Consider the following 22,183-nt stretch of genomic DNA (forward strand, 5'->3'; position numbering starts at 1 on the left):
GCCCTCTTTGAGAGGCGCGCCTTTTTCGCACGTTGTGGTAGAACATATGTGTCATGAGCGAAGGAGTGGTTGCGTGAACCTCGAAGGACTACGGGTGATGGGAATTGATCCCGGTCTGACGCGTTGTGGCTTGTCTGTTGTGCAGGCAGGTCGTGGCCGCCAGATCATTCCCGTAGCAGTTGGCGTCGTGCGAACTCCCTCAACCGCGGAGCTTGCGGAGCGCCTGCTCAGAATCTCTCGGGCGGTGGGCGAGTGGATGGATGATTACCAGCCCGATGTTGTTGCTATGGAACGTATCTTTGAACGTGGCAACGTCTCCACGGTGATGCACACAGCGCACGCTGTCGGTGTCATGGTCTTAGCCGCTGCGGAGCGTGACATCCCGGTGCACATGTACACCCCTTCAGAGGTAAAGAAAGCAATATCTGGCAACGGGCGTGCGGACAAGAAGCAAATGACCACTATGGTCACGCGCATTCTTGGTTTGAGTGAGGCGCCGAAACCAGCAGATGCTGCTGATGCGCTGGCCATTGCAGTCTGTCACTGCTGGCGCGCGCCACTTATCGCTCGAACGCAACATCTCCAACAACTTCAACACCCCAATACGAAGGCGGCAGTGCAATGATTGATTCTCTCAACGGTGAGGTGCTCACTATTGGTCTCGACCATGCGGTCATTGAGTGTTCTGGGGTGGGCTATAGGTTTCTTGCTACACCGCAAACGCTTGGCGGTCTTGTGCGTGGTGAAACGCGTCGAGTGATGACCTCGATGGTGGTCAAAGACGACGGCGTCACCTTGTATGGCTTTGGCGACAATGAATCGCGCGAGATGTTCCATAAGTTGCAGACCGTGACTGGCTTGGGGCCGAAGTTGGCTATTGCCGCGTTGTCTGTTTTTGAGCCTGGCGAGCTTTCGACGCATATTGCAAACGGTGACGCGAAGAAGGTTCAAACGATCCCCGGCGTGGGCAAGAAAATGGCCGAGCGCATGATCCTCGAGCTCAAGGACAAAGTTGAAGCGATGTTGCCGGCGCAGTCACCAAACGGTGTGGGGGCTGGTACAGCAGCAAAGCCAGCCACCACTTACGCCTCGGAACAGGTTGTGGAAGCGCTGGTCGGACTCGGATTCCCAGAGCGTACGGCACAGTCGGTCGTAGATCAGCTGACAACAGACCAGCCGGATCTTGACGCTTCTGCGTTGTTGCGTCAAGCGCTGACGCATTTAGGCAAGAAGTAGGCTAAAGCGCAATGTCTGATGTGGAAAAGACCGAGTTCCAGCTCCCTGAAGGTTTTTCAGCGAAAGCACCGTCGCCTGTCGACGCCAACGTGCAGGCCGACGAACACGATATTGAGCGTTCGTTGCGTCCGAAGTCCATTCAGGAATTCATCGGCCAACCCAAGGTACGAGAACAACTCAGTCTTGTGCTTACGGGCGCCCGAAATCGTGGTGTGACGCCGGATCATATCTTGCTGTCTGGTCCGCCTGGACTGGGCAAGACCACCATGGCAATGATCGTCGCACAGGAATTAGGCACGTCGTTGCGCATGACCTCCGGGCCTGCTCTTGAACGGGCAGGCGACTTGGCGGCGATGTTGTCTAACTTGATGGAGGGCGATGTGCTCTTCATCGATGAGATTCACCGCATCGCACGGCCGGCTGAGGAAATGCTCTATATGGCCATGGAGGATTTCCGTATCGACGTCATTGTTGGCAAGGGCCCGGGCGCGACATCGATTCCGCTAGAGATTCCTCCGTTTACCCTTGTCGGGGCAACCACGAGGGCAGGTATGCTCACCGGCCCGTTGCGTGACCGCTTTGGGTTTACAGCTCAAATGGAGTTTTACGATGTCGACGACCTCACCAAGGTTGTCAGCCGTGCAGCGAACATCCTTGGGGTGCAGATTGATACTGACGCTGCGGTTGAGATCGCCTCGCGTTCACGTGGAACCCCGCGAATTGCGAACCGACTCCTGCGTCGAGTGCGCGACTGGGCTGAGGTCCATGGCGACGGCAGGGTAAACCTGGATGCCGCACGAAGTGCGCTCGAAGTGTTCGATGTCGACGAGCTAGGGCTAGATCGCCTCGACCGTGCTGTGCTTGGCGCCCTGATCAGGGGACATGGCGGTGGCCCGGTAGGTGTAGGGACCCTTGCGATCGCGGTTGGCGAGGAATCCGGCACCATCGAAGAGGTCTGTGAGCCTTATCTGGTGCGCGCGGGACTGATGTCGCGAACAGGCCGGGGGAGGGTTGCTACCGCCGCCGCGTGGGAGCACTTGGGTTTGCAGGCACCTCCCGAAGCGCCTGGGCAGATGCCGCTCTACTAAGCCCACGATTGTGTTGTGCAATGATGGTTTCTCATGGAACCAATTTTGCTCATTGTCATTCTGGCCTTGTTCTTGCTGCCTTCCATCCTCATGATGCGTGGCCAGAAGAAGCGTCAGGCTCAGATTGAACAACTGCGTCAGTCGATTCAGCCTGGCGATCAGATTGTCAACGTTGCAGGCTTCCACGCCACGGTCGTGGAGCACAATGGCGAGACCATGCTTGTGGAGCTTGCCCCGGGTGTAGCCGTGACGATGGATACGGCTGGTGTGATGCGCAAGATTGAGCCTGTGGCACCTGTCGACACAAATGAGGTACCCAACTAAGTTTTTCTGGCCTGATGGCGTAGCATATTTGCGTTGTGCCATCACCGGCTCGCGCGATTGTTTGTGTCCACCGCACCTTGAAAGATGCTGCTGGATCGGCGTGTGCGCCGGTGTAAGGCGGAAAACCCGAGCCTGAACAAAGAGGAGTCTGCTCAGTGTCTACACGCACTCGGCGATCCGGCGAGGCGAAGTCGAAGCGGCAGTGGCCCGCGAAGGCGCTTGCCCTATTCGCTCTCATCGTCATCGGCGTCTACGCCCTTGTATTTTTTACCGGCACGAAGAGTGCTACCCCGAAGCTAGGTATTGACTTGCAGGGCGGTACTCGTGTGACACTGGTGCCGCAGGGTGAAGAGCCTACGTCAGAACAGCTCCAGGATGCTCGTCGGATTCTGGAGAACCGTGTCAACGGCATGGGTGTCTCGGGCGCATCGGTCGTCGTCGATGGCAACACCATCGTGATCGAAGCAGCCGGTGACGATACCTCGGAGATCCGTAACATCGGACAGACCTCCCAGCTGTTCTTCCGACCTGTGCTTGACCCTCCGGCTGCAAACCCAGCTGAAGCAGATAAAGCCATCTTGGATATGGCGAACGAGTGGGTAAAGTACGGCATCTTCACGCCCGAAGAGGGCCAGTCACTGCTGAAACAGTTCGCGGCTCGCAAGGAGCAGGCTGAGAAACAAGCCGAGGAGCAGGCCAAAGCTGCTGAGTCAGGCGATGCAAACAACCCAGAGGTTGGCAAGGACGTCGCGCCAAGCGAGGAAGAAGCGCCAGCAGAGCCGAAGAACGTCCCACAGATTTCCGCTGAACCACTGCCGGAACCGAACGGTCCGGTTGAGGCCGCTGAGCGCCGCCAGGAAACAACCGAACTGCTGCGGAAGACCCGCCAGTCGACTGACCCGACTCAGCAGTACGCTGCGTTGACGTTGATGTCCGCACGCTGCTTCGGCCAGGCAACCGACCCGCTCGCTGGCTCGGATAAGCAAGATCTTCCGCTAGTCGCTTGTGACCCGTCGACCGGTCAGGCGATGTTGCTTGACGAGGTCCCCCTGCTCAGCGGTGTAACAGATCCGGAAGGGCCCCGCCTGACCGGCGAGCAGATTGATACCAGCCGCGCGATTACCGGCGGATACAACCCGCAGTCGGGACAGATGGAGATCAGCTTCGCTTTCAGCCAGGCTGGTGATGTCAACGGTTCCGCTACCTGGGCGAAACTCACCAGTGAGATGCTGCAGAAGCAGATCGCAATCACACTTGACTCCCAGGTGATCTCCGCGCCAGTTATCCAGGGCGCAACCCCAGTCGGTTCCGCAACCTCGATCACGGGTCAGTTCACTCAGGAGGAAGCTGAGGGTCTCGCGAACAACCTGCGATACGGCGCGCTGCCGCTGTCGTTCGCCGGTGAGAACGGTGAGCCAGGCGGAACTGCGATGACGGTTCCCCCTTCACTCGGTCAGGCCTCCTTGAAGGCTGGCCTGTATGCGGGGCTGGTGGGTCTTGCCATGGTGGCGATCTTCGTTTTCGCCTACTACCGCCTCTTCGGCCTCATCTCGTTGGTCACCCTGGCAGCAGCGGGTTTGCTTGTCTACGGCATGCTCGTGTTGCTCGGTCGCTGGATTGGATACTCGCTCGACCTGTCGGGCATCGCTGGTCTGGTCATCGGTATCGGTACGACCGCAGACTCGTTCATCGTGATTTATGAGCGCATCAAGGACCAGGTACGCCACGGCAAGACATTCCGTTCGGCGACCGCGTCCGGTTGGGAACGGGCCAAGGAGACGGTCATCACAGGCAACATGGTGACTCTGATTGGTGCGGTCATCATCTACTTCCTGGCAGTTGGCGATGTCAAGGGCTTCGCCTTCACCATGGGTCTGACAACCATCTTCGACCTGTTGGTCACCTTCCTGGTCACTGCGCCGCTTCTGGTGCTCGCATCTCGCAGCAATTTCTGGTCGAAGCCGTCTGTCAACGGTATGGGTGCCGCATTCCGCACCGCAGAAGAGCGCCGCGCTGCAGGTGATCTTGAGGAGGGCGACGGCGTCGTCGTCAAGCAACAAGCTTCCGTGGAAGCATCCGCCGCGAATGAGGAGGCCTAATCATGTCGAGCACTGTAGCTACGACCGAAACCCCCACGACGAAGCGCGGCTTTGCACGTCGCGACCGTGAATCGCTGTATGACGGCTCCGGCGGCCTCGACTTCGTTGGGCACCGCAAGACCTGGTACAGCATCACCCTCGGACTTATTGTGGTCGCGATCCTGGCGATGTTCATTCGTGGCTTCAACATGGGTATCGACTTCGAGGGCGGCACCAAACTGACGATGCCTGCCGGCGATTTGGTTGCGACCGAGGTCGAGGAAACCTTCGTCGAGGCCACCGGTGTGACACCTGAGCTCACCCAGATCGTTGGCGCTGGCGACGCCCGCACGCTGGAGATCAACTCTGCCCACCTCTCGCAGGAGCAGATCGATGCCGCGCGTCAGGCTATTTTCGATACCTACCACCCACAGGATCACAACGGTGAGCCGAGCGCTGACGCTATCGGTGACTCCACCGTGTCGGAGTCGTGGGGTTCCACGATTACGAACCGCATGCTCCTGGCTATGGTCGTGTTCCTTTTGGCAGCGTCCGTGTATGTCGCGGTGCGTTTGCAGCGCGCGATGGCGCTGGCTGCCATGGGGGCGCTGTTGGTTGATGCCATCCTCATCATGGGTATCTACGCATTGTTCGCCCTTGAGATCACCCCAGCGATGATCATCGGTTTCCTGACTGTGTTGACGTTCTCGCTTTACGACACGGTGATTGTGTTTGACAAGGTCAAGGAGAACACGTCGGGAGTGCTTGATTCTCGACGATCCACCTACGCGGAAGAGGCCAACCTCGCGGTCAACCAGACCGTAATGCGTTCGATTTCCACCTCGGTTATTTCTGCGCTGCCGATCATCGCACTGATGATTGTCGCGGTATGGATGCTGGGCGTGGGTACTTTGAAGGACCTTGCGCTCATCCAGCTCATTGGCGTCATTCAAGGCGTGATCTCCTCGTTGTTCTTGGCCACTCCGATGTTGGTCAGCCTGGTAAACCGCCGTCAGGAGCACAAGGACCACAATGCTGCGGTTGAGGCATTCCGAAGCCGTGGCCAGGTCGAAGAAGTTGAAGAGGAACCGGTCGAAGAGAAGAAGCGCCACGTGGCTACTCCGATTCGACCTGTGGAAGACACGGGTGCATCTTCGACAAGCACCTGGCGTCCGAACGCGTAAGAAAGCGGCTGAAACCTAGTGGTGCGTGGACTCATGAGACCGAAAATGGCGATTGGCCGCAAGGTTGCGGCTGTGTTGGCCGCAACGGCGCTGGTGCTTTCCGGGTGCGCATCTTCAGACAACGACGATGATGAGTCCACGAAACTTTTCGGTTACCAGGTAACAAGCAACCTGCGCACCACAAACGCTGGATCCCTCGAAGGATCGACAGACTTAGCGCAATCGTTGTCCGGTCGCCTGTACCCCGGGGTGTATGTTCCTGGTCCAAGCGGACAGTTGATCCCCAACACTGACCTTGTAAAAACCCAGGTGCTGCCGGGGGATCAGCGCAAGGTGATTTACACCTTGTCGGAAGCGGCAGTGTTTTCGGACGGCACTCCCGTCACCTGCGCTGACTATCTTTTGACGTTTGCTGCCGGACAATACCCGGCGACGTTCGGTTCGAATATGCCTTTGTTCGGCGACACGGACTCGCTGTCGTGCACACCCGGATCCAAAGAGTTCACTGTGACCTTCAAGGAAGGCCGTGGTGCACGCTGGCGTGGTCTTTTTGAACCAGGCACGGTCCTTCCCGCACATGCTGTTGCTGCAAAGACCAATCGATCTGTCGAGGACCTCGTCGCTGATCTACTCTCGGATGATCTGGAGCGACTCAAACCAATCGCGCAGGTGTGGCGCCACGGGTTTGACCTCAAAGAGTTCGATCCTGAACTCCAAGTCTCGTTTGGCCCGTTCAAGGTTGCGGAGGTAGGAGAGAAGGGCCAGGTTCGGCTCGTCGCTAATGAGCATTACTACGGGGACGCTCCGCAGACAGCAGCAATGGTGGTGTGGCCTGGTTCCGTAGATTCTGCGGAGCTAGCAGCATCCAAGGCGATGAAGATCGGCGACCTGCGGCAGTTGCAACCACAGTGGTACGACGAGGACGCAGAAGGCAATCGATTGGATGTGAAAACGGCCATCGGTGAGCTCACCGAGATGTTGACCCTGCCGGAGGTTGGTTTTTGGGCGGATCCGGAGAACCGGAAGGCACTTGCACGTTGCATCGATCCTCGCGCTGTTGCCGCCGCTTCAAGTGAGAAGGCGGGGGTTGAAGTGCCAGTTGCACCGTTGCATGTCATTCAGCACACCGACCCGTTGGCTCAGCGTATGGCAGATATCGCTGCTCCGCTTTTGGACGTGAATATCCAGGAAGCTTCCGCACTTCGGGGTTCCACGTTGCGTATCGGCTACGTGTATCCGGATGAGCGTTGGGCCGCGATGGTGGAATCGATGCGCCGCACCTGCGAGCCAGCAGGAATTACGATCATCGACGTCACAGGCGAGGGGAAGACGCTCGCTGACCTGCCTCACGTGGAGTACGACGAGTGGCGCAACGAATCCGTGCATGACGGCGAAGCCGACGCTATCTTGCGAGTCGTTGACCCGATGAGCGAGTACCCAGCGGCCAATAATCGCGCCCAGGATCTGGGGGCGTTGCGTGCCCAGGAGGGGCATCTGTGGAAGACGCTGCCATCGATTCCGCTGGCCGCACAACCCCGCACCTTCGTCGTCGATAATGCAGTGCGCAACGTCGTGCCGTATACAGGACTTTCCGGCATTGGCTGGAACATGGACCGATGGTCCAACTGACCAAATGTAATTCCTTAACCCTAAAAGCCCGATAAACCTGACCAGGAGACGATCCGAAATCATGTCGCCCACCCCGTCGATCAGCCCGCAAGGCGGTCAGCCTTACGCTTCCGCTCTTGAGGCACTGCAGGACAAGATTCGCCGCGTTCCGGATTTTCCGGAGCCGGGAGTGCTGTTCGAGGACCTGACTCCGGTGCTTGCCGACCCAGCTGCGCTCAACGTGGTCATTGCAGAGATGGCCGAGGCGAGCAAGGAGCTCGGCGCCGATCTCGTCGGCGGCCTTGATGCCCGAGGGTTTTTGCTCGGCTCCGCTGTGGCGTACGAGATGGGCACCGGCATTCTTGCGATTCGCAAGAAGGGCAAGTTGCCGCCACCGGTGATTACCCAGGAGTACACCACGGAGTACAGCTCCGCTGCGCTGGAGATCCCCGCGAATGGGGTGGATATCTCTGGCAAGAGCATTGTGCTTGTCGACGACGTCCTGGCTACCGGCGGGACCTTGATCGCGGCGCGCGACTTGATTGAGCGCGCCGGCGGTCGAGTTGCCGGCTACGTCGTTGTCTTGGAAGTCCCGGGACTTGGAGGGCGCGAGCGACTCGATGGTGCGCCGCTTGTGGTTTTGGGGAAAGAAGAAAACTAGCCGGGTAGTATCACAGACTTAGTACCTGCTGACAGTGGAGGAGTCCTGACATGACAGATAAACCAGTCAAACGGTCGGGCCCGACCGTGCGCAGTGTCTCCGCCAGGTTGGCCCGCTCTCTTACGGGAGGTGGGCGTCCGCGAACGAACCCGGTGCTCGATCCGCTGTTGTCGATTCACCACAAGTATCACCCGAAGGCTGACGTGGAACAGCTCGGATTTGCTTACGAAACGGCAGAGCGGTTGCACGAGGGTGTATTCCGCAAGTCAGGTGATCCCTACATCACCCACCCGCTCGCCGTCGCAACGATTTGTGCCGAGATTGGTATGGATACCACCACGCTGGTGGCGGCTCTGCTCCATGACACGGTAGAGGACACCGACTACTCACTTGATGAGCTCACCCGCGATTTTGGCCCTGAAGTGGCCAAACTTGTCAATGGCGTGACCAAACTGGACAAGGTCGCGCTCGGCGCCGCCGCAGAAGCGGAAACGATCCGCAAAATGATCGTTGCTATGTCCGAGGATCCTCGCGTACTGGTGATTAAGGTCGCGGACCGCTTGCACAACATGCGCACGATGCGTTTCTTGCCGCCGGAGAAGCAGGCGAAGAAGGCGCAGGAGACGCTCGATGTCATCGCACCGTTGGCGCACCGCTTGGGTATGGCGACGGTGAAGTGGGAGCTAGAAGATCTCGCGTTCGCTATTTTGCAGCCGAAGAAGTACGAGGAAATCGTACGTCTTGTGGCGGATCACGCTCCGTCACGCGACCGTGCCCTGCGCGAGATCACTACCGATCTGCAGCGCGAGTTGAGCACGAATGGCATCCAGGCTGAGGTCATGGGCCGTCCGAAGCACTACTGGTCGATCTATCAGAAGATGGCTGTGCGCGGTCACGACTTCGCGGAGATCTTTGATCTGGTCGGTATCCGTGTTCTGGTGGATACGGTGTATGACTGCTACGCCGCTGTTGGTGTGGTCCACTCGCTGTATTCGCCGATGCCGGGCAGGTTCAAGGACTACATTTCCAACCCGCGTTTCGGTGTCTACCAGTCGCTGCATACGACGGTGATGACGACGACCGGTCGCCCCCTTGAAGTGCAGGTGCGTACACACGAGATGCACTACAACGCCGAATACGGTGTGGCTGCCCACTGGCGTTACAAAGAGACGAAGGGCTCCCACAAGGGCGATCAGGCCGAGGTCGACCAGATGGCGTGGATGCGTCAGTTGCTTGACTGGCAGAAGGAAGCCGCGGACCCGAATGAGTTTTTGGACTCGTTGCGTTACGACCTGACAAGCCAGCAGATTTTCGCGTTCACTCCGAAGGGCGATGTAGTGGATTTGCCGGCAGGCTCTACTCCGGTCGATTTCGCCTACGCCGTGCACACTGAAGTTGGCCACCGCTGCATTGGTGCGAAGGTTAACGGCAAGTTGGTCACCCTAGAAACCGAGCTGAAGTCCGGCGACAGGGTAGAGATTTTCACTTCAAAGGATCAAAACGCTGGGCCAACGCGCGATTGGCAGGACTTTGTTGTCTCCCCGCGCGCGAAGGCGAAGATTCGACAGTGGTTTGCCAAGGAACGTCGCGAGGAGCAGCTCGACGCGGGTCGCGATGCCCTGGCTGCTGAGGTGCAGCGTGGCGGGCTGCCGTTGCACAGGCTGTTTACCAACGAGTCGATGCGCCAGGTAGCAACGCGTTTGCACTACCAGGACGTTGATGCGCTGTATACGGCTATCGGCGCGGGAACAGTGTCTGCAGCGCACGTCGCGCACTTGCTCATGGACATGTTCGGCGGCGACGATGACGCCGTAGACGCCCTCACAGCGCGTACCCCTGTTTCTGCACTTGTTCGCCCGCAAACAACCGGCGACGGCCCTGCGATCCTGGTTGAGGGCAGCCCGGATGTGATGGCGAAGTTGGCGAAATGCTGCCAACCCGTCCCCGGCGATGCCATCTTCGGGTTTGTCACCCGTGGTGGGGGAGTTTCCGTGCACCGGACTGACTGCACGAACGCGACCAAACTTAACGACGAGCCAGAGCGTCTCGTCGACGTGTCATGGTCCGCCCCCGGTGGCACCAAGAGTGCGTCACGCGCGACGATTCAGCTGGAAGCACTCGACCGCAATGGTCTGCTTACCGAGACCACCGGGGTGCTCTCCGAGGCGAAACTCCCAATCCTCGCGATGTCGTCTCAAGCAGGGGAGGACCGAGTGGCGACGATCCGACTGACCATTGAGGTGTCAGACATCAAACAACTCGGCTCGATCATGAACCAGATTCGCAACATTGAAGGTGTGTTCGACGTCTACAGAGTGACTGCGTAACCTAAGCTCGTTCGAGACCTGTTCAACGTTGCGTTGATAGGAAGGTTGCGATGCGGTTCAAACGGGTCACCCTTGCACAAAAGTTGACAGGGGATGCGTCTCTTGTGCGACTGCTTTCCTCATTGGCAATGCGAGCGAGTGCGGATACGTATCCGCTTCGTAATGTTGCAGCTTGCGTTGTTGAAGACGGAAAGGCCAACTTTGCTGGGGTCGGGGCGGATGAGCACACCGAGTTCGAGATTGCCTCAATAACCAAGACGTTCAATGCCGAGCTGCTCGAGCAAGCCATTACCAAGGGGTTGGTTGACACCGATACAACGGTCGGAGATGTGCTTGGGCAGCGTGTGCGAGGTAACGCATTAGCAGATGTGACGCTGGCTGAATTGGCGAACCACACCTCGGGCTTGCCACGAACCGGCAAGCAACGACTGCGAAACATTGCACGAGCACTACTCGGCTTGAATCCTGACGTAGGAGTCACATCCGAGGATGTCATCGAGCAGGCACTGTCAGCGACACTGCGAGAGCGTGGCGTGGAGGAATATTCTAACCTCGGCCACGACTTGCTCGGGTTTCTACTGGCCAGGGTTTCCACCACGACCTACCCGACGTTGATCAAAGAGTGGGTGCTCGACCCGTTGGGGATGACGGAGACTTACGTCGCTTTGCCTGGAACAGTCGGACCGGATAGACCCAGGGGAGTCTCCGCACTCGGTCTACCTGTTCAAGCTTGGGAGATGGACGGCACAGCTCCATCCGGCGGCCTGCGTTCGACCACCTCGGACATGGCGAAGTACGCCATGCATATCCTTGAGCGTCGCAGTACGCGATTTACGTGGGCGAACATTAAAGGCACCGAACTGTACTGGCATAACGGTGCAACGCGGGGATTCTCCTCGATGCTACTGCTGGACTTAAGCACTCAGCGTGCATCGTTTGTCACGACGGATTCGTATGCAGACATTGAATGGATTGCGTTTGAACTCATAGGCCTGCATGACCCAGCGCGAGAGAAATGACCACGAAACAGAAAAGCGTCTCCGGCGAGAAACCGGAGACGCTTTTCGCAGTGACGCGTTTTACCGCATGAACTTCATGGCAACCGTAGCCACCTGGCTCAGGATGCCGATGATCGCGGTGACAACTGCGAGCCAATCCTGGATCTCGGACGGGCTCATGTCGCGCATGGACGAGCCCTCTTCGTTGGACGAAGATCCATTGTCGTTAGTGGTGTTGGTGGTGTTATCGCCGACGACTGTCGGCGCAGCCTGAGCCACACCTGCACCGGTGAAAGCGACTGCGGTGACGGTAGCGGCTGCAACAAGGCTGGTGCGAGTCTTCATGAGGGTCCTCACTGAAAAGGTTTGAAACGGAATCTCTGCAGGATGCTATCGCCTGCGAGGGTTGCGTGCAATAGCGATATGTATGTGAGTGCTACTTCACGCTTGCTGCGGTGATACGCACTTCCTCGGCCGGTGCGCCGTCAGTCCCGCCGCCTTCAACGCCCTTTTCGGCGATCTTGTCCAGGGTGGCAAGGCCCTCGTCGTCAATCGTGCCGAAGTAGGTGTACAGCGGCGGCAGGACCGAGTCGCCGTAGTTAAGGAAGAACTGGGAGCCGTTGGTGTCCGCGCCAGCGTTAGCCATGGCGATCGTGCCACGGTCATAGCGCTTAGGCTCGTTTTGCAGCATCATCTGCAGGGTTTGGTTTTTGGTTGCCTCATCCATATCGGCTGGTAGGTCGAGACCTTCGGTGTCGATGCCGTCGAGTGCCTCGTCAGTGGGAAGCTCATTGGCGAACTGGAAGCCAGGGCCACCCGCACCTGTGCCATCCGGGTCGCCACACTGCAGCACCTTCAGCCCGTCGGCAGTGGTCAGACGGTGGCAGACCGTGTCGTTGAAGTATCCCTCGGAGGTCAGGTACTCGATGGCGTTGACCGTGCATGGGGAAGCTGCGCGATCGAGCGTCATGCCGATCGGACCCTGGTTGGTCTCGAGCTCGACGGTGACGGTGCCTTCGGTGGACACGTTCTCGGTCGGCGGGGTGCCAGCGCGCAGCTCGGCGCCGTCCTCGTTTTCATAGGTGCACGAGACGGTAGCCGGCAAGGCCTTCTCGCGCTTCGTAGCAATCGGCGCGAAGGTGGAAGCGTCGAATTCTTCCTGTTCCGCGTTGTCAGCATCCGTAGTTGCGGAGGTGTCATCGGCTGCAAGGTTGTCCTCGTCGCCCTGGTTGGCTGCGACGTAGATGCCGCCACCAATCAGCGCGATGGCAACGGCGGAAAGCGCTGCGACAGACCACGGGCGGGACTTTTCCTTGCGGTCGCGGGAATCGAGTTCCCGTTCCAGATTGGACAGGGCCTCTTTGCCACGCTGTTCGTTGCTAGCCACTGGCGATGCACCTCTTCGAGTATCGGGGAAAGCGCGTGCGTGATGTCGTCGAAAAGCACGCGCGCATTGAACGGTGCAAAAGCCTAGCAGGGCTAATCGCAACAGCGGTGGAAAGACCACAGCGACAAGTGCGCCCGCACAGGGGAGAGGTTGGTTAGACTAAGGCCTCGTGAGTGAGAATCAAGCCGAGCAGTTCCAAAAACTTTCCGCACCGAAAGGCGTGCCCGATTATGTGCCGCCCGCCTCGAGTGCGTTCATCCATGTCCGCGATGAGTTCGCGCGCCAGGCACGGATCGCTGGCTACCAACACATTGAGCTGCCGGTGTTCGAAGACACCACCTTGTTTGCCCGCGGCGTCGGTGAATCTACTGACGTAGTGAGCAAGGAGATGTACACCTTCGAGGACCGCGGTGGCCGTTCGGTAACGCTGCGTCCCGAGGGCACCGCCGGCGTCATGCGCTCCTTCATCGAGCACAACATGGACCGCGGTTACCTGCCCGTGAAGCTCAACTACTACGGACCGTTCTTCCGCTATGAGCGCCCGCAGGCCGGACGCTACCGTCAGCTGCAGCAGGTGGGCGTGGAAGCCATTGGTGTCGACGATCCGCTGCTCGACGCCGAGGTGATCGCCTTGGCAGACCGCAGCTACCGTGCGATCGGCCTGAGCGGTTTCCGTCTGGAGATCACCAGTCTGGGCGACAAGAATTGCCGCCCGGCCTACCGCGAGAAGCTGCAGAAGTTCCTGTTTGATCTCCCACTCGACGAGGAAACTCGCCACCGAGCTGAGATCAATCCACTTCGAGTGCTCGACGACAAGCGTGAAGCGGTCCGAGAGATGACCGCCGATGCGCCGTTGATGCTGGATCACCTTTGCGACGAATGCCGTGCCCACTTCAACGCCGTCATCGCGGCGTTGGACGACTTCGGCGTGCCGTACGTCGTTAACCCACGCATGGTTCGCGGTCTGGACTACTACACCAAGACCACCTTCGAGTTCGTTCACGACGGCCTCGGCGCACAGTCCGGCATCGGCGGCGGTGGACGATACGACGGCCTGATGGCCCAGATTGGCGGCCCGGACCTCTCCGGCATCGGCTACGGTCTCGGCGTTGATCGCGCGGTACTCGCCCTCGAAGCTGAACGCGTCGAGCTTGAAGCAGCAGCCCACCGTGTCGATGTGTTCGGTATCGCGATTGGCGACGAAGCACGAGTGAAGATGAGCAAGCTTGTCGACGAACTCCGCGCGGCCGGTATCAGCGCCGACATGGCTTACGGCCACCGCGGGCTCAAGGGCTCAATGAAGGGTGCTGACCGCGCGGGCGCACGCTTCGCGCTGGTGCTCGGCGAGCGTGAGCTGGAGGCAGGCGAGGTTGCAGTCAAGAACCTCGCCGAGCACTCACAGGAGGCCGTTGCGCTTTCCGCTGAAGCGGTCGCGCAGGCAATCAGCACTCAGTAATGTTCACGGGCAGGCCGAGCTGGACTGCGAGGCCACCCATGGACGTTTCCTTGTACTGAGTCATCATGTCGCGGCCGGTGGCTGCCATGGTCTCCACCACGTCGTCGAGGGTGACGATGTTGGTGCCATCTCCAAGCTTTGCCAACCGTGCCGCGTTGATGGCCTTTACGCCACCAATTGCGTTGCGCTCGATGCACGGAACCTGGACCAGACCGCCCACAGGATCGCAGGTCAGGCCAAGGTTGTGCTCGAGCGCGATCTCAGCTGCGTTTTCAACCTGCTCAGGGGTGCCGCCCAGGATTGCGCACATGCCAGCAGCGGCCATCGAAGAAGCCGAACCGACCTCGCCCTGACAGCCGACTTCTGCGCCTGAAATCGAGGCGTTGGTCTTGATGATCGACCCGATCGCACCAGCCGTAAGCAGAAATTCGCGGGCGCGCTCAGCAGTGAAGTCGTCGGTGAAGTCGCGGCAGTAATGCATAACTGCAGGGATAATGCCGGCTGCGCCGTTCGTTGGCGCGGTAACCACCTGGCCGTGAGCAGCGTTTTCTTCGTTCACGGCAAGCGCGTACAGGTTCACCCATTCCATAGCGTCAAGCCCACGGGCAGTGGATGCTTCGTACTCTGCAGTCAGTAGACGGTGAAGACGGTTCGCGCGACGCCTTACGTTCAAGCCGCCGGGAAGGATTCCCTCTGTCTTCAGGCCATGCGCAACGCATTCCTGCATGACGTCCCACACCGCATCCAAATGGGAGTTGAGTCGCTGCGCCCCGTGGATCGACTCCTCGTTCGCACGCATGATCTCTGCGATTGTCATCCCATGTGTTCGGCACTGCTCCATGAGTTCTGCGCCATTGTTAAACGGGTAGGGGACCGTCGCAATTTCACGAGCGGATGCAACACCGGATTCTTGTCGGTGCGCTTCCATCTCCCAGCGATCCAGAATGAAGCCGCCGCCGACAGAGTAATAGTCCTCGCGTTCGGCGATCATGGTGCCGTCTGTGTCCCACGCATCGAAGATGAGACAGTTCGGGTGCTCGGCCACCGGTGCCGGGTCGAAGCGAAGCTCGTACTCCACGCGCCCTGTCGGGCCTTCGATCACGCCTGTGGAAGGGATCGGCTCCCCAGGTTTTGGAGCAATGTCTGCAGAAGTGGTGGTGGGGGTGTACCCAACCAGCCCGAGCAACGCAGCACGGTCGGTGCCGTGGCCGACTCCCGTGGCGGCGAGGGAACCACGCAACTCTACGACAACCTTCGCCGGCACTTTCCCGAGTTTCTCCACAAACGTCATTGCGGCCCGCATCGGGCCAACGGTGTGAGACGAGGAAGGACCGATGCCGATACTGAACAGGTCGACAACACTGACAAAGTTTGCTGACATGCGGCGAATCCTACCGCAGAAACCGGTTGTGGCTCGTCGATAAGCGGGATGCGCTACTGCGCTTGAGATAGTGCAGGGATGTCGGTTGCCCCCAGAACCGAGATCGGCCGCTGGTTTGCCTTGCCGTGCTCGGTAATGATGGCCAGGCGCGGCACCGCGCCGGTTTTCAATGGAGTGCTCAACGCATCAACAGCACGTGCGGCGGTTACGGTCCGTGGAAGAAACACCGGGTGGTCGAGTTTGCCACTGTGGGTGAGCACATCGCGAACGGTGGTAGCCGGAATGCGGTCATCATCTGTCAGTTCCGCCGCCACCCAGCGCGCGATTGCATTCGTGGTGAGCAGCCCGACGCACTTTCCTTCGTCGTAGATCGGGAATTGCGTTAGTCCCTGTGTCGCGATTGTCTTCAATGGCTCATGAATGTCCGTCTCCGGCGTAAACGTCACCACCTTCTGGTGTGGGACCACCTCAAGGGCCAACGGTGGGGAGAGTATCGCGTCGCGCAAATGCTCGATTGTTTGAACCGTCTCGGGGAGCGGCTCTGCAATCGGGCGGAGATTGTCGTACTCCCCATGGCTAATCGCGTTGCGCAGATCCGCAAACTCACGCAAGGTCTCGGCCTGGTCGCGAGCAAGAATCCCTTTCTTTGCGGCGAGGCCCACCATCCACGTAAACGAATCGGATCGCTTGGCATCCAATTCGCTGCGCAAATGCGACTCGATCGAATTGAAGGCGGCAAGGAACGGGATAGCGCGGTTTGGTGCGGACTTGGTCATAAGCGAACGGTGCCTTTTAGTTGTAGACGCCGCGGTTGAGCGTGTCGCAGGCGGCCATCTGTCCAGAGTTGTATCCGGAATTAAACGCTTCCATACGCTGCTCAGAGGAGCCATGCGTCCACGCATCCGGGTCGACGTCGCCGCCTGAGCGTCGTTGAATGTTGTCGTCGCCAATCGAACGGGCGGTCTGCAGTGCCTGCTCGAGCTGTTCGTCGGTGATCGGTTCCAAAACGCCCTGCTCGGCAGCATGTTTTGCCCAGATTCCGGCGTAGCAGTCCGCCTGCAGCTCAATTGCGACAGCCGCAGAATCCTGGCCTGGGTTCTTATAGTCGCTCAGCCCCAACGTTCCTTCCAGATGCTGGATGTGGTGGCCGTACTCGTGGGCAGTTACGTACTCCTGAGTAAGCGGACCGTTCGCGCCGCCGAGTTGGCCCAGCTGCTCAAAGAAGCTCACGTCAAGGTAAGCGGTGGTATCGCGAGGGCAGTAGAACGGGCCGGTATCGGAGGTAGCGTAGCCGCAGCCAGTGGTGACATCGTTGCGGAAAAGCACCATATCTGCCGGCTCAAACTCGACATTCGCCTGCGCGGGGAGTACTTCGCTCCAAATCTGTTGGGCAGACCCGAAGGTTGCCGCCGCGCGGCAATCGTCGTAGGTGTTCGAGGATCCTTGTTCGTTGCAATGCTCGAGTGAGTAGTCACCCTGCGACTCAGACTGGGATTGAGAATTGCTCCCGCCGCCAAGGAGTCCATCTAACGCACCGCTGAAGTACAGCACCGCGAGCAATATCAAGATGACAGTCCCTCCGCCACCGCCGCGAAGCAGCATCGGAAGAATTGCCATTGCGCCGGGGCTGACTCCGCCGCCTCCGCGACCGGAGCCGGAGCTTGTCCTGACGTTGCCGCCCTGACCCTGCGCGTAATCACCACGAAATGTCATGGCTGAATTGTGCCAAAGATCCCTACCGAGTGTCGCGGTTGGGCCAAAACATCGTGTCTCGAGCGACTGGGGTGGTGTGGGGCGGACCTCGCCGAGGCACCACTCAGCCGGGGTAGGTAGACTTTGTCAGGTTAGATTCGCCATCACGTGGAAGGACGTGGAAGAAACCGTGCTGCGCACTCACCTTGCGGGGAACTTGAACAAAGAACTCGACGGTCAGACCGTCACGCTCACAGGTTGGGTGGCCCGCCGCCGTGACCATGGCGGGGTCATCTTTATCGATCTGCGGGACCGCTCTGGTCTCGCTCAGGTTGTATTCCGTGAGTCCGAAGTAGCGGAGGCTGCACACGACCTGCGCAGCGAGTTCGTCATCCAGGTCACCGGTGTGGTTGAGCCACGCCCGGAAGGCTCTGCGAACCCGAACCTTGCATCCGGTGAAATCGAGGTCAACGTCACTGACCTGAAGGTGCTGAACAAGGCTGCAGCCCTGCCATTCCAGATCGAGGATGCATCCTCCAATGAAGTTGGCGAGGAAGCACGTCTGAAGTACCGCTACCTGGACCTGCGCCGCGAGCGTCAGGCTAAGGCAATTCGCCTCCGCGCTAAGGCCAATCAAGCCGCCCGTCGCGTCTTGGACAACCACGACTTCACCGAGATCGAAACGCCTACGCTGACGCGTTCGACCCCGGAAGGTGCACGTGACTTCCTTGTTCCTGCTCGTTTGAAGCCAGGTTCTTGGTATGCGCTGCCGCAGTCGCCGCAGCTCTTTAAGCAGCTGCTGATGGTCGCGGGTATGGAACGCTACTACCAGTTGGCACGCTGCTACCGCGATGAAGACTTCCGCGCAGACCGTCAGCCTGAGTTCACCCAGCTCGATGTCGAGGCATCCTTCGTTGATCAGGACGACATCATCGAGCTGGCCGAGGAAATCCTCGTCGAGCTTTGGAAGCTGATCGGCTACGACATTCAGACGCCGATTCCGCGCATGACCTACAAGGAAGCGATGGAGAAGTACGGCTCCGACAAGCCGGACCTGCGCTTCGACATCCCGTTGGTCGAGTGCACCGACTTCTTCAAGGACACCACCTTCCGCGTGTTCAAGGCCGAGTACGTGGGTGCTGTTGTGATGGAAGGTGGCGCATCCCAGCCTCGTCGTCAGCTTGACGCCTGGCAGGAGTGGGCAAAGCAGCGCGGTGCGAAGGGCCTGGCCTACATTCTCATTCAGGAAGACGGCGAGCTCACCGGTCCGGTGGCGAAGAACATCACTGACGAGGAAAAGGCTGGCATCGCTGCGCACGTCGGTGCGAAGCCGGGTGACTGCATCTTCTTCGCAGCAGGCGAAACCAAGGCGTCTCGTGCACTGCTTGGCGCAGCCCGCGGTGAGATTGCGCGCAAGCTTGACCTGATCAAGGAAGGCGATTGGGCGTTCACGTGGGTTGTGGATGCACCGCTGTTCGAGCCTGCTGCAGACGCAACCGCATCCGGTGATGTCGCGTTGGGCCACTCTAAGTGGACCGCAGTCCACCACGCGTTTACCTCTCCGAAGCCGGAGTTCCTGGACAACTTCGAGCAGAACCCGGGCGAGGCTCTCGCCTACGCATACGACATTGTGTGCAACGGTAACGAGATCGGTGGCGGCTCCATCCGTATCCATGAGCACGATGTGCAGAAGCGCGTGTTCGAGGTCATGGGCATCACCGACGAAGAGGCCGATGAGAAGTTCGGCTTCCTGCTGGACGCCTTCAAGTTCGGTGCTCCTCCGCACGGTGGTATTGCCTTTGGCTGGGACCGCATCGTGTCGTTGCTTGGTGGGTTTGAATCGATCCGCGATGTGATCGCTTTCCCGAAGTCCGGCGGCGGTGTCGACCCGCTTACCGACGCGCCTGCTCCAATTCCGGCTGAGCAGCGCAAGGAAACTGGAGTGGACTTCAAGCCGAAGAAGGTTGAAGACAAGGCAGACGGCGAAACGGACACGAAGTAGCCGATTGAATGCAGCCACCGCAGGAACCTGCTCCTGCGGTGGCGCACGACAAAGGGGACCGGATGCAGCCCGAGCAAGTAAGTGACGAGCAAGTCGTTGCAAGCGCTACAGACATTCTCACTCGCCGTTACGGCGGTGAGCAGTCGTTGTTTGAGGTTGAACGCCTTAATGGCTCCGGTCCCTCGATCGTGTTGAGGGCTCGTGTTAAAACGAACCCGTTTTTCCAGCAGCGCTCAGTCATCATTAAGCAGGCGCCGCCAACGGAGTCTGTCTTCGAAGAGGCGGCGTACCTTCGAGAGGTTGTCGCGTACCAATTCGCCACTTCCTTAAGTGAAAAGACCAGGCCTGGCCCTGCGTTGTTGGGCTACGACACGCAGCAACGCATCATTATCATCACCGACTCCGGTGATGGGGAAACTCTCGCAGAAGCGCTTGAGACTGCAAGCGAAGAGGACCACATCGCACTGTTGCGCAGCCTGGGCACAGCACTTGGCCGAATGCATGCAGGTACTGCCGATGAAGAGGAAGCGTTTAACGTCTTACTGCATCGGATGACGCGTTCACGGCCCAACGCTGCACCGCTGCAACGTTTGAGGGACCGGTTGCTGTCCCATCGGATCAGAGTTGGGTTGCGGATCATGCGTGAGGCCGGAATTGAGATTCCTCAAGAGGTGGTTCTCACGGCTCGTAACATCGAGCGCCGGCTGCTGCGTGGCGGTATGCGTGCTTTTACGCCGTTTGACCTGGCACCAGATAACGTCATTCGGTCTGGGAACTCGTTTCACTTTCTTGATTATGAATCAGCGGGCTTTCGGGATGTTTCATTCGATGTTGCCTACGTAGTTGCGCGGTTCCCGGTGTATTTGGCTTCGCAGCCGTTTAACGAGGAAGCGACCAAGGCGTTCGTCGATGCGTGGCGGATACAGGTCTCTGACCTTTGGCCAGGAGTGCAGCATCCGGATACGTTGCAGGCGCGCATCACGGGTGCACTGGTGGGGTGGGCGCTTAGTAGCGTCGCCATGTTGGAACCGAAGCCTATGGCCGCGTTGTTGCAGGATGATCCGACATTTGAGAAAGAGCTTGAAGCTGCTGGTCTTTCGGCAGGTGATATTCAGGATTTTGATCTTGTAGATGGGGTAGCCGAAGCCATTGGCGACGACGCCGAAGAGAATGCTGGCGTTGTGCTTCGACCGCGAGGTGGAGAACCATTGACCGAAGATGAGCTTCTCGTGCGACGTGATTTGCGCGAGACGTTCGAGTCGTTGGCAGCATATGCGGGTAGCGGTAAAGACCCCGCATACGTTGTCGTTGCTGAGTTCGCGTCCGAGGTCGCAAGGCGGTTGCGTTAAGGCAATGGGCCAAGAAGAACTTTTCGCGGCTGCTTCTAGCAACGACGTTCCCGGTGCAGCATCGGGGAATAGGGGTACCTCATTTTTTGAAGCTGGCTCGACAGCACCGCTGGCCGCACGGATGCGCCCCCAGTCCCTAGATGAGGTAGCGGGGCAGAAGCATTTGCTCAGCGAGGGAAAGCCGCTGCGTCGGCTCATCGAAGGCTCTGGTGCAGCATCGGTGATTTTGTATGGTCCGCCTGGGACAGGTAAGACCACGATTGCATCGTTAATCGCAAAAACGATGGGGCAGAGCTTTGTGGCGTTGTCCGCGCTGTCTTCCGGCGTGAAAGAAGTCCGCGCGGTTATCGACGAGGCGCGGCGTGACCTCATCCGCGGTGAGAAAACCGTGCTCTTTATCGACGAGGTCCACAGGTTTTCTAAAACGCAGCAGGATGCGCTGCTTGCGGCCGTCGAAAATCGCACAGTGTTGCTGGTTGCCGCCACGACGGAGAACCCGAGTTTTAGCGTTGTTGCTCCGTTGTTGTCGCGCTCGCTGCTGCTCAAGCTCGAGTCGCTTAGCGACGAAGACCTTGGCGGAGTCATCGACCGCGCATTGGCAGATGAGCGGGGGTTGCAGGGGCAGGTTTTGCTTGACGACGAAGCCCGCGCACAACTCATTCTGCTCGCTGGAGGCGATGCGCGTCGGGCGCTGACGTACCTCGAAGCTGCCGCTGAAGCTGTTTCTGGCGGTGGCACGATCACGCTGGAGACTGTGCGTGAAAACGTCAATCGCGCGATTGTTCGCTACGACCGCGATGGCGATCAGCATTACGACGTGGTCAGCGCCTTTATCAAGTCGATCCGCGGGTCTGATGTCGATGCAGCGCTGCATTATCTGGCGCGAATGATCGAGGCCGGGGAGGACCCCAGGTTTATCGCACGACGTCTGGTCATTCACGCTTCGGAAGATATTGGTATGGCAGATCCGACTGCGTTGCAGACTGCTACCGCTGCGGCGAATGCAGTGCAGTTTGTCGGCCTGCCAGAAGGGCGTCTTGCGCTAGCACAGGCGACAATTCACCTGGCTACGGCGCCGAAGTCGCCTACCGTCATTAAGGCCATCGATCGTGCTTTAGCGGACGTGCGTGAGGGGCATGTGCCTCCAGTGCCGGCCCATTTGCGCGATGGCCACTATGAGGGCGCAAAACAGATGGGCAATGCGGTTGGATATGTCTACCCGCATGACGACCCGCGGGGAGTGGTCGAGCAGCAATATATCCCGGATGGGCTGGAAGAAGCGGTGTATTACGAGCCGACGGAACACGGCGCGGAGCGCCGAATTAGCGAGTTTATTGGTCGGTTACGCCGACTTGTTCGCGGGCGGTAGCCCAACTGTAGAGGAGTCGCGGGTAAAGTAAGCGCGGAAAAAC

Annotated in this window: 19 protein-coding genes; 14 read left to right on the forward strand and 5 right to left on the reverse strand. The window is 59.1% G+C overall.

What is annotated here, in order from left to right; all coding sequences use genetic code 11:
• The first annotated feature begins 73 nt into the window (after nt 1–73).
• The 10 genes from ruvC to HMPREF3048_RS00900 all read left to right on the forward strand — a co-directional run bounded on the left by ruvC (nt 74) and on the right by HMPREF3048_RS00900 (nt 11,525).
• Nucleotides 74–625 (forward strand): crossover junction endodeoxyribonuclease RuvC, encoded by a 552-nt coding sequence (ruvC, locus tag HMPREF3048_RS00855; RefSeq protein ID WP_070451330.1) that lies wholly within the window; start codon nt 74–76, stop codon nt 623–625.
• Nucleotides 622–1,236 carry a Holliday junction branch migration protein RuvA gene (gene ruvA, locus HMPREF3048_RS00860; protein WP_070770965.1) on the forward strand — a complete coding sequence of 205 codons (615 nt, stop codon included), beginning with the start codon at nt 622–624 and terminating at the stop codon, nt 1,234–1,236. The genes ruvC and ruvA overlap by 4 nt, the downstream gene beginning before the upstream one ends.
• 11 nt (nt 1,237–1,247) lie before the next feature.
• Nucleotides 1,248–2,324, forward strand: a complete 1,077-nt coding sequence (gene ruvB, locus HMPREF3048_RS00865; RefSeq protein WP_070423072.1) for a Holliday junction branch migration DNA helicase RuvB — start codon at nt 1,248–1,250, stop codon at nt 2,322–2,324.
• A gap of 33 nt (nt 2,325–2,357) precedes the next feature.
• Nucleotides 2,358–2,648, forward strand: a complete 291-nt coding sequence (gene yajC / locus HMPREF3048_RS00870) for a preprotein translocase subunit YajC (RefSeq protein WP_070451334.1) — start codon at nt 2,358–2,360, stop codon at nt 2,646–2,648.
• A 155-nt stretch (nt 2,649–2,803) separates the two neighbouring features.
• Nucleotides 2,804–4,747 carry a protein translocase subunit SecD gene (gene secD, locus HMPREF3048_RS00875; protein ID WP_070770966.1) on the forward strand — a complete coding sequence of 648 codons (1,944 nt, stop codon included), beginning with the start codon at nt 2,804–2,806 and terminating at the stop codon, nt 4,745–4,747.
• Nucleotides 4,747–5,910, forward strand: coding sequence for a protein translocase subunit SecF (gene secF, locus HMPREF3048_RS00880; protein WP_371325716.1), 1,164 nt, complete (start codon nt 4,747–4,749; stop codon nt 5,908–5,910). The genes secD and secF overlap by 1 nt, the downstream gene beginning before the upstream one ends.
• Nucleotides 5,911–5,943: 33 nt before the next feature.
• Nucleotides 5,944–7,539: an ABC transporter substrate-binding protein gene (locus HMPREF3048_RS00885; protein WP_246818820.1), complete on the forward strand. Its 1,596-nt coding sequence runs from the start codon at nt 5,944–5,946 to the stop codon at nt 7,537–7,539.
• Between the two features lie 61 nt (nt 7,540–7,600).
• Complete coding sequence (locus HMPREF3048_RS00890) at nt 7,601–8,179, forward strand: adenine phosphoribosyltransferase (protein WP_070770968.1); 579 nt, start codon at nt 7,601–7,603, stop codon at nt 8,177–8,179.
• A gap of 50 nt (nt 8,180–8,229) precedes the next feature.
• The gene (locus tag HMPREF3048_RS00895) at nt 8,230–10,506 is read left to right on the forward strand and encodes a RelA/SpoT family protein (RefSeq protein ID WP_070570426.1); all 2,277 of its coding nucleotides are present in this window, start codon (nt 8,230–8,232) and stop codon (nt 10,504–10,506) included.
• A 50-nt stretch (nt 10,507–10,556) separates the two neighbouring features.
• A complete protein-coding gene (locus HMPREF3048_RS00900) occupies nt 10,557–11,525 on the forward strand; it encodes a serine hydrolase domain-containing protein (RefSeq protein WP_070770969.1) in 969 nt (322 codons plus the stop codon).
• A gap of 60 nt (nt 11,526–11,585) precedes the next feature.
• Here the strand turns inward: HMPREF3048_RS00900 and HMPREF3048_RS00905 are convergent, their stop codons facing one another.
• Entirely contained in the window at nt 11,586–11,849 is a 264-nt protein-coding gene (locus HMPREF3048_RS00905; protein ID WP_070423079.1) for a hypothetical protein, read from the reverse strand.
• A 91-nt stretch (nt 11,850–11,940) separates the two neighbouring features.
• A complete protein-coding gene (locus HMPREF3048_RS00910) occupies nt 11,941–12,891 on the reverse strand; it encodes a peptidylprolyl isomerase (RefSeq protein WP_070770970.1) in 951 nt (316 codons plus the stop codon).
• A 169-nt stretch (nt 12,892–13,060) separates the two neighbouring features.
• Between HMPREF3048_RS00910 and hisS the strand changes: the two genes are divergently transcribed.
• The gene (hisS, locus tag HMPREF3048_RS00915; protein WP_070770971.1) at nt 13,061–14,347 is read left to right on the forward strand and encodes a histidine--tRNA ligase; all 1,287 of its coding nucleotides are present in this window, start codon (nt 13,061–13,063) and stop codon (nt 14,345–14,347) included.
• On the opposite strand, the gene HMPREF3048_RS00920 is transcribed toward hisS, so the two are convergent.
• From HMPREF3048_RS00920 to HMPREF3048_RS00930, 3 genes are read right to left on the reverse strand one after another with little or no spacing between them, the layout of a single operon-like run.
• Nucleotides 14,334–15,728 (reverse strand): L-serine ammonia-lyase, encoded by a 1,395-nt coding sequence (locus tag HMPREF3048_RS00920; RefSeq protein WP_070484848.1) that lies wholly within the window; start codon nt 15,726–15,728, stop codon nt 14,334–14,336. The two genes, hisS and HMPREF3048_RS00920, sit on opposite strands and share 14 nt — an antisense overlap.
• 53 nt (nt 15,729–15,781) lie before the next feature.
• Nucleotides 15,782–16,504: a CBS domain-containing protein gene (locus tag HMPREF3048_RS00925; protein ID WP_070770972.1), complete on the reverse strand. Its 723-nt coding sequence runs from the start codon at nt 16,502–16,504 to the stop codon at nt 15,782–15,784.
• 16 nt (nt 16,505–16,520) lie between these two features.
• The gene (locus HMPREF3048_RS00930) at nt 16,521–17,441 is read right to left on the reverse strand and encodes a KPN_02809 family neutral zinc metallopeptidase (protein WP_070451349.1); all 921 of its coding nucleotides are present in this window, start codon (nt 17,439–17,441) and stop codon (nt 16,521–16,523) included.
• A gap of 169 nt (nt 17,442–17,610) precedes the next feature.
• Here HMPREF3048_RS00930 and aspS point away from each other — a divergent pair, with 169 nt between their 5' ends.
• The 3 genes from aspS (at nt 17,611) to HMPREF3048_RS00945 (ending at nt 22,140) form a co-directional block, all read left to right on the forward strand.
• Nucleotides 17,611–19,422 carry an aspartate--tRNA ligase gene (gene aspS, locus HMPREF3048_RS00935; RefSeq protein WP_070771038.1) on the forward strand — a complete coding sequence of 604 codons (1,812 nt, stop codon included), beginning with the start codon at nt 17,611–17,613 and terminating at the stop codon, nt 19,420–19,422.
• Between the two features lie 62 nt (nt 19,423–19,484).
• Entirely contained in the window at nt 19,485–20,771 is a 1,287-nt protein-coding gene (locus tag HMPREF3048_RS00940) for a phosphotransferase (RefSeq protein ID WP_083279517.1), read from the forward strand.
• Between the two features lie 4 nt (nt 20,772–20,775).
• Nucleotides 20,776–22,140, forward strand: a complete 1,365-nt coding sequence (locus HMPREF3048_RS00945) for a replication-associated recombination protein A (protein WP_070770973.1) — start codon at nt 20,776–20,778, stop codon at nt 22,138–22,140.
• Nucleotides 22,141–22,183 lie beyond the last annotated feature (43 nt).

It is taken from the genome of Corynebacterium sp. HMSC075D04 (assembly GCF_001815635.1).
Lineage (GTDB): Bacteria > Actinomycetota > Actinomycetes > Mycobacteriales > Mycobacteriaceae > Corynebacterium > Corynebacterium coyleae.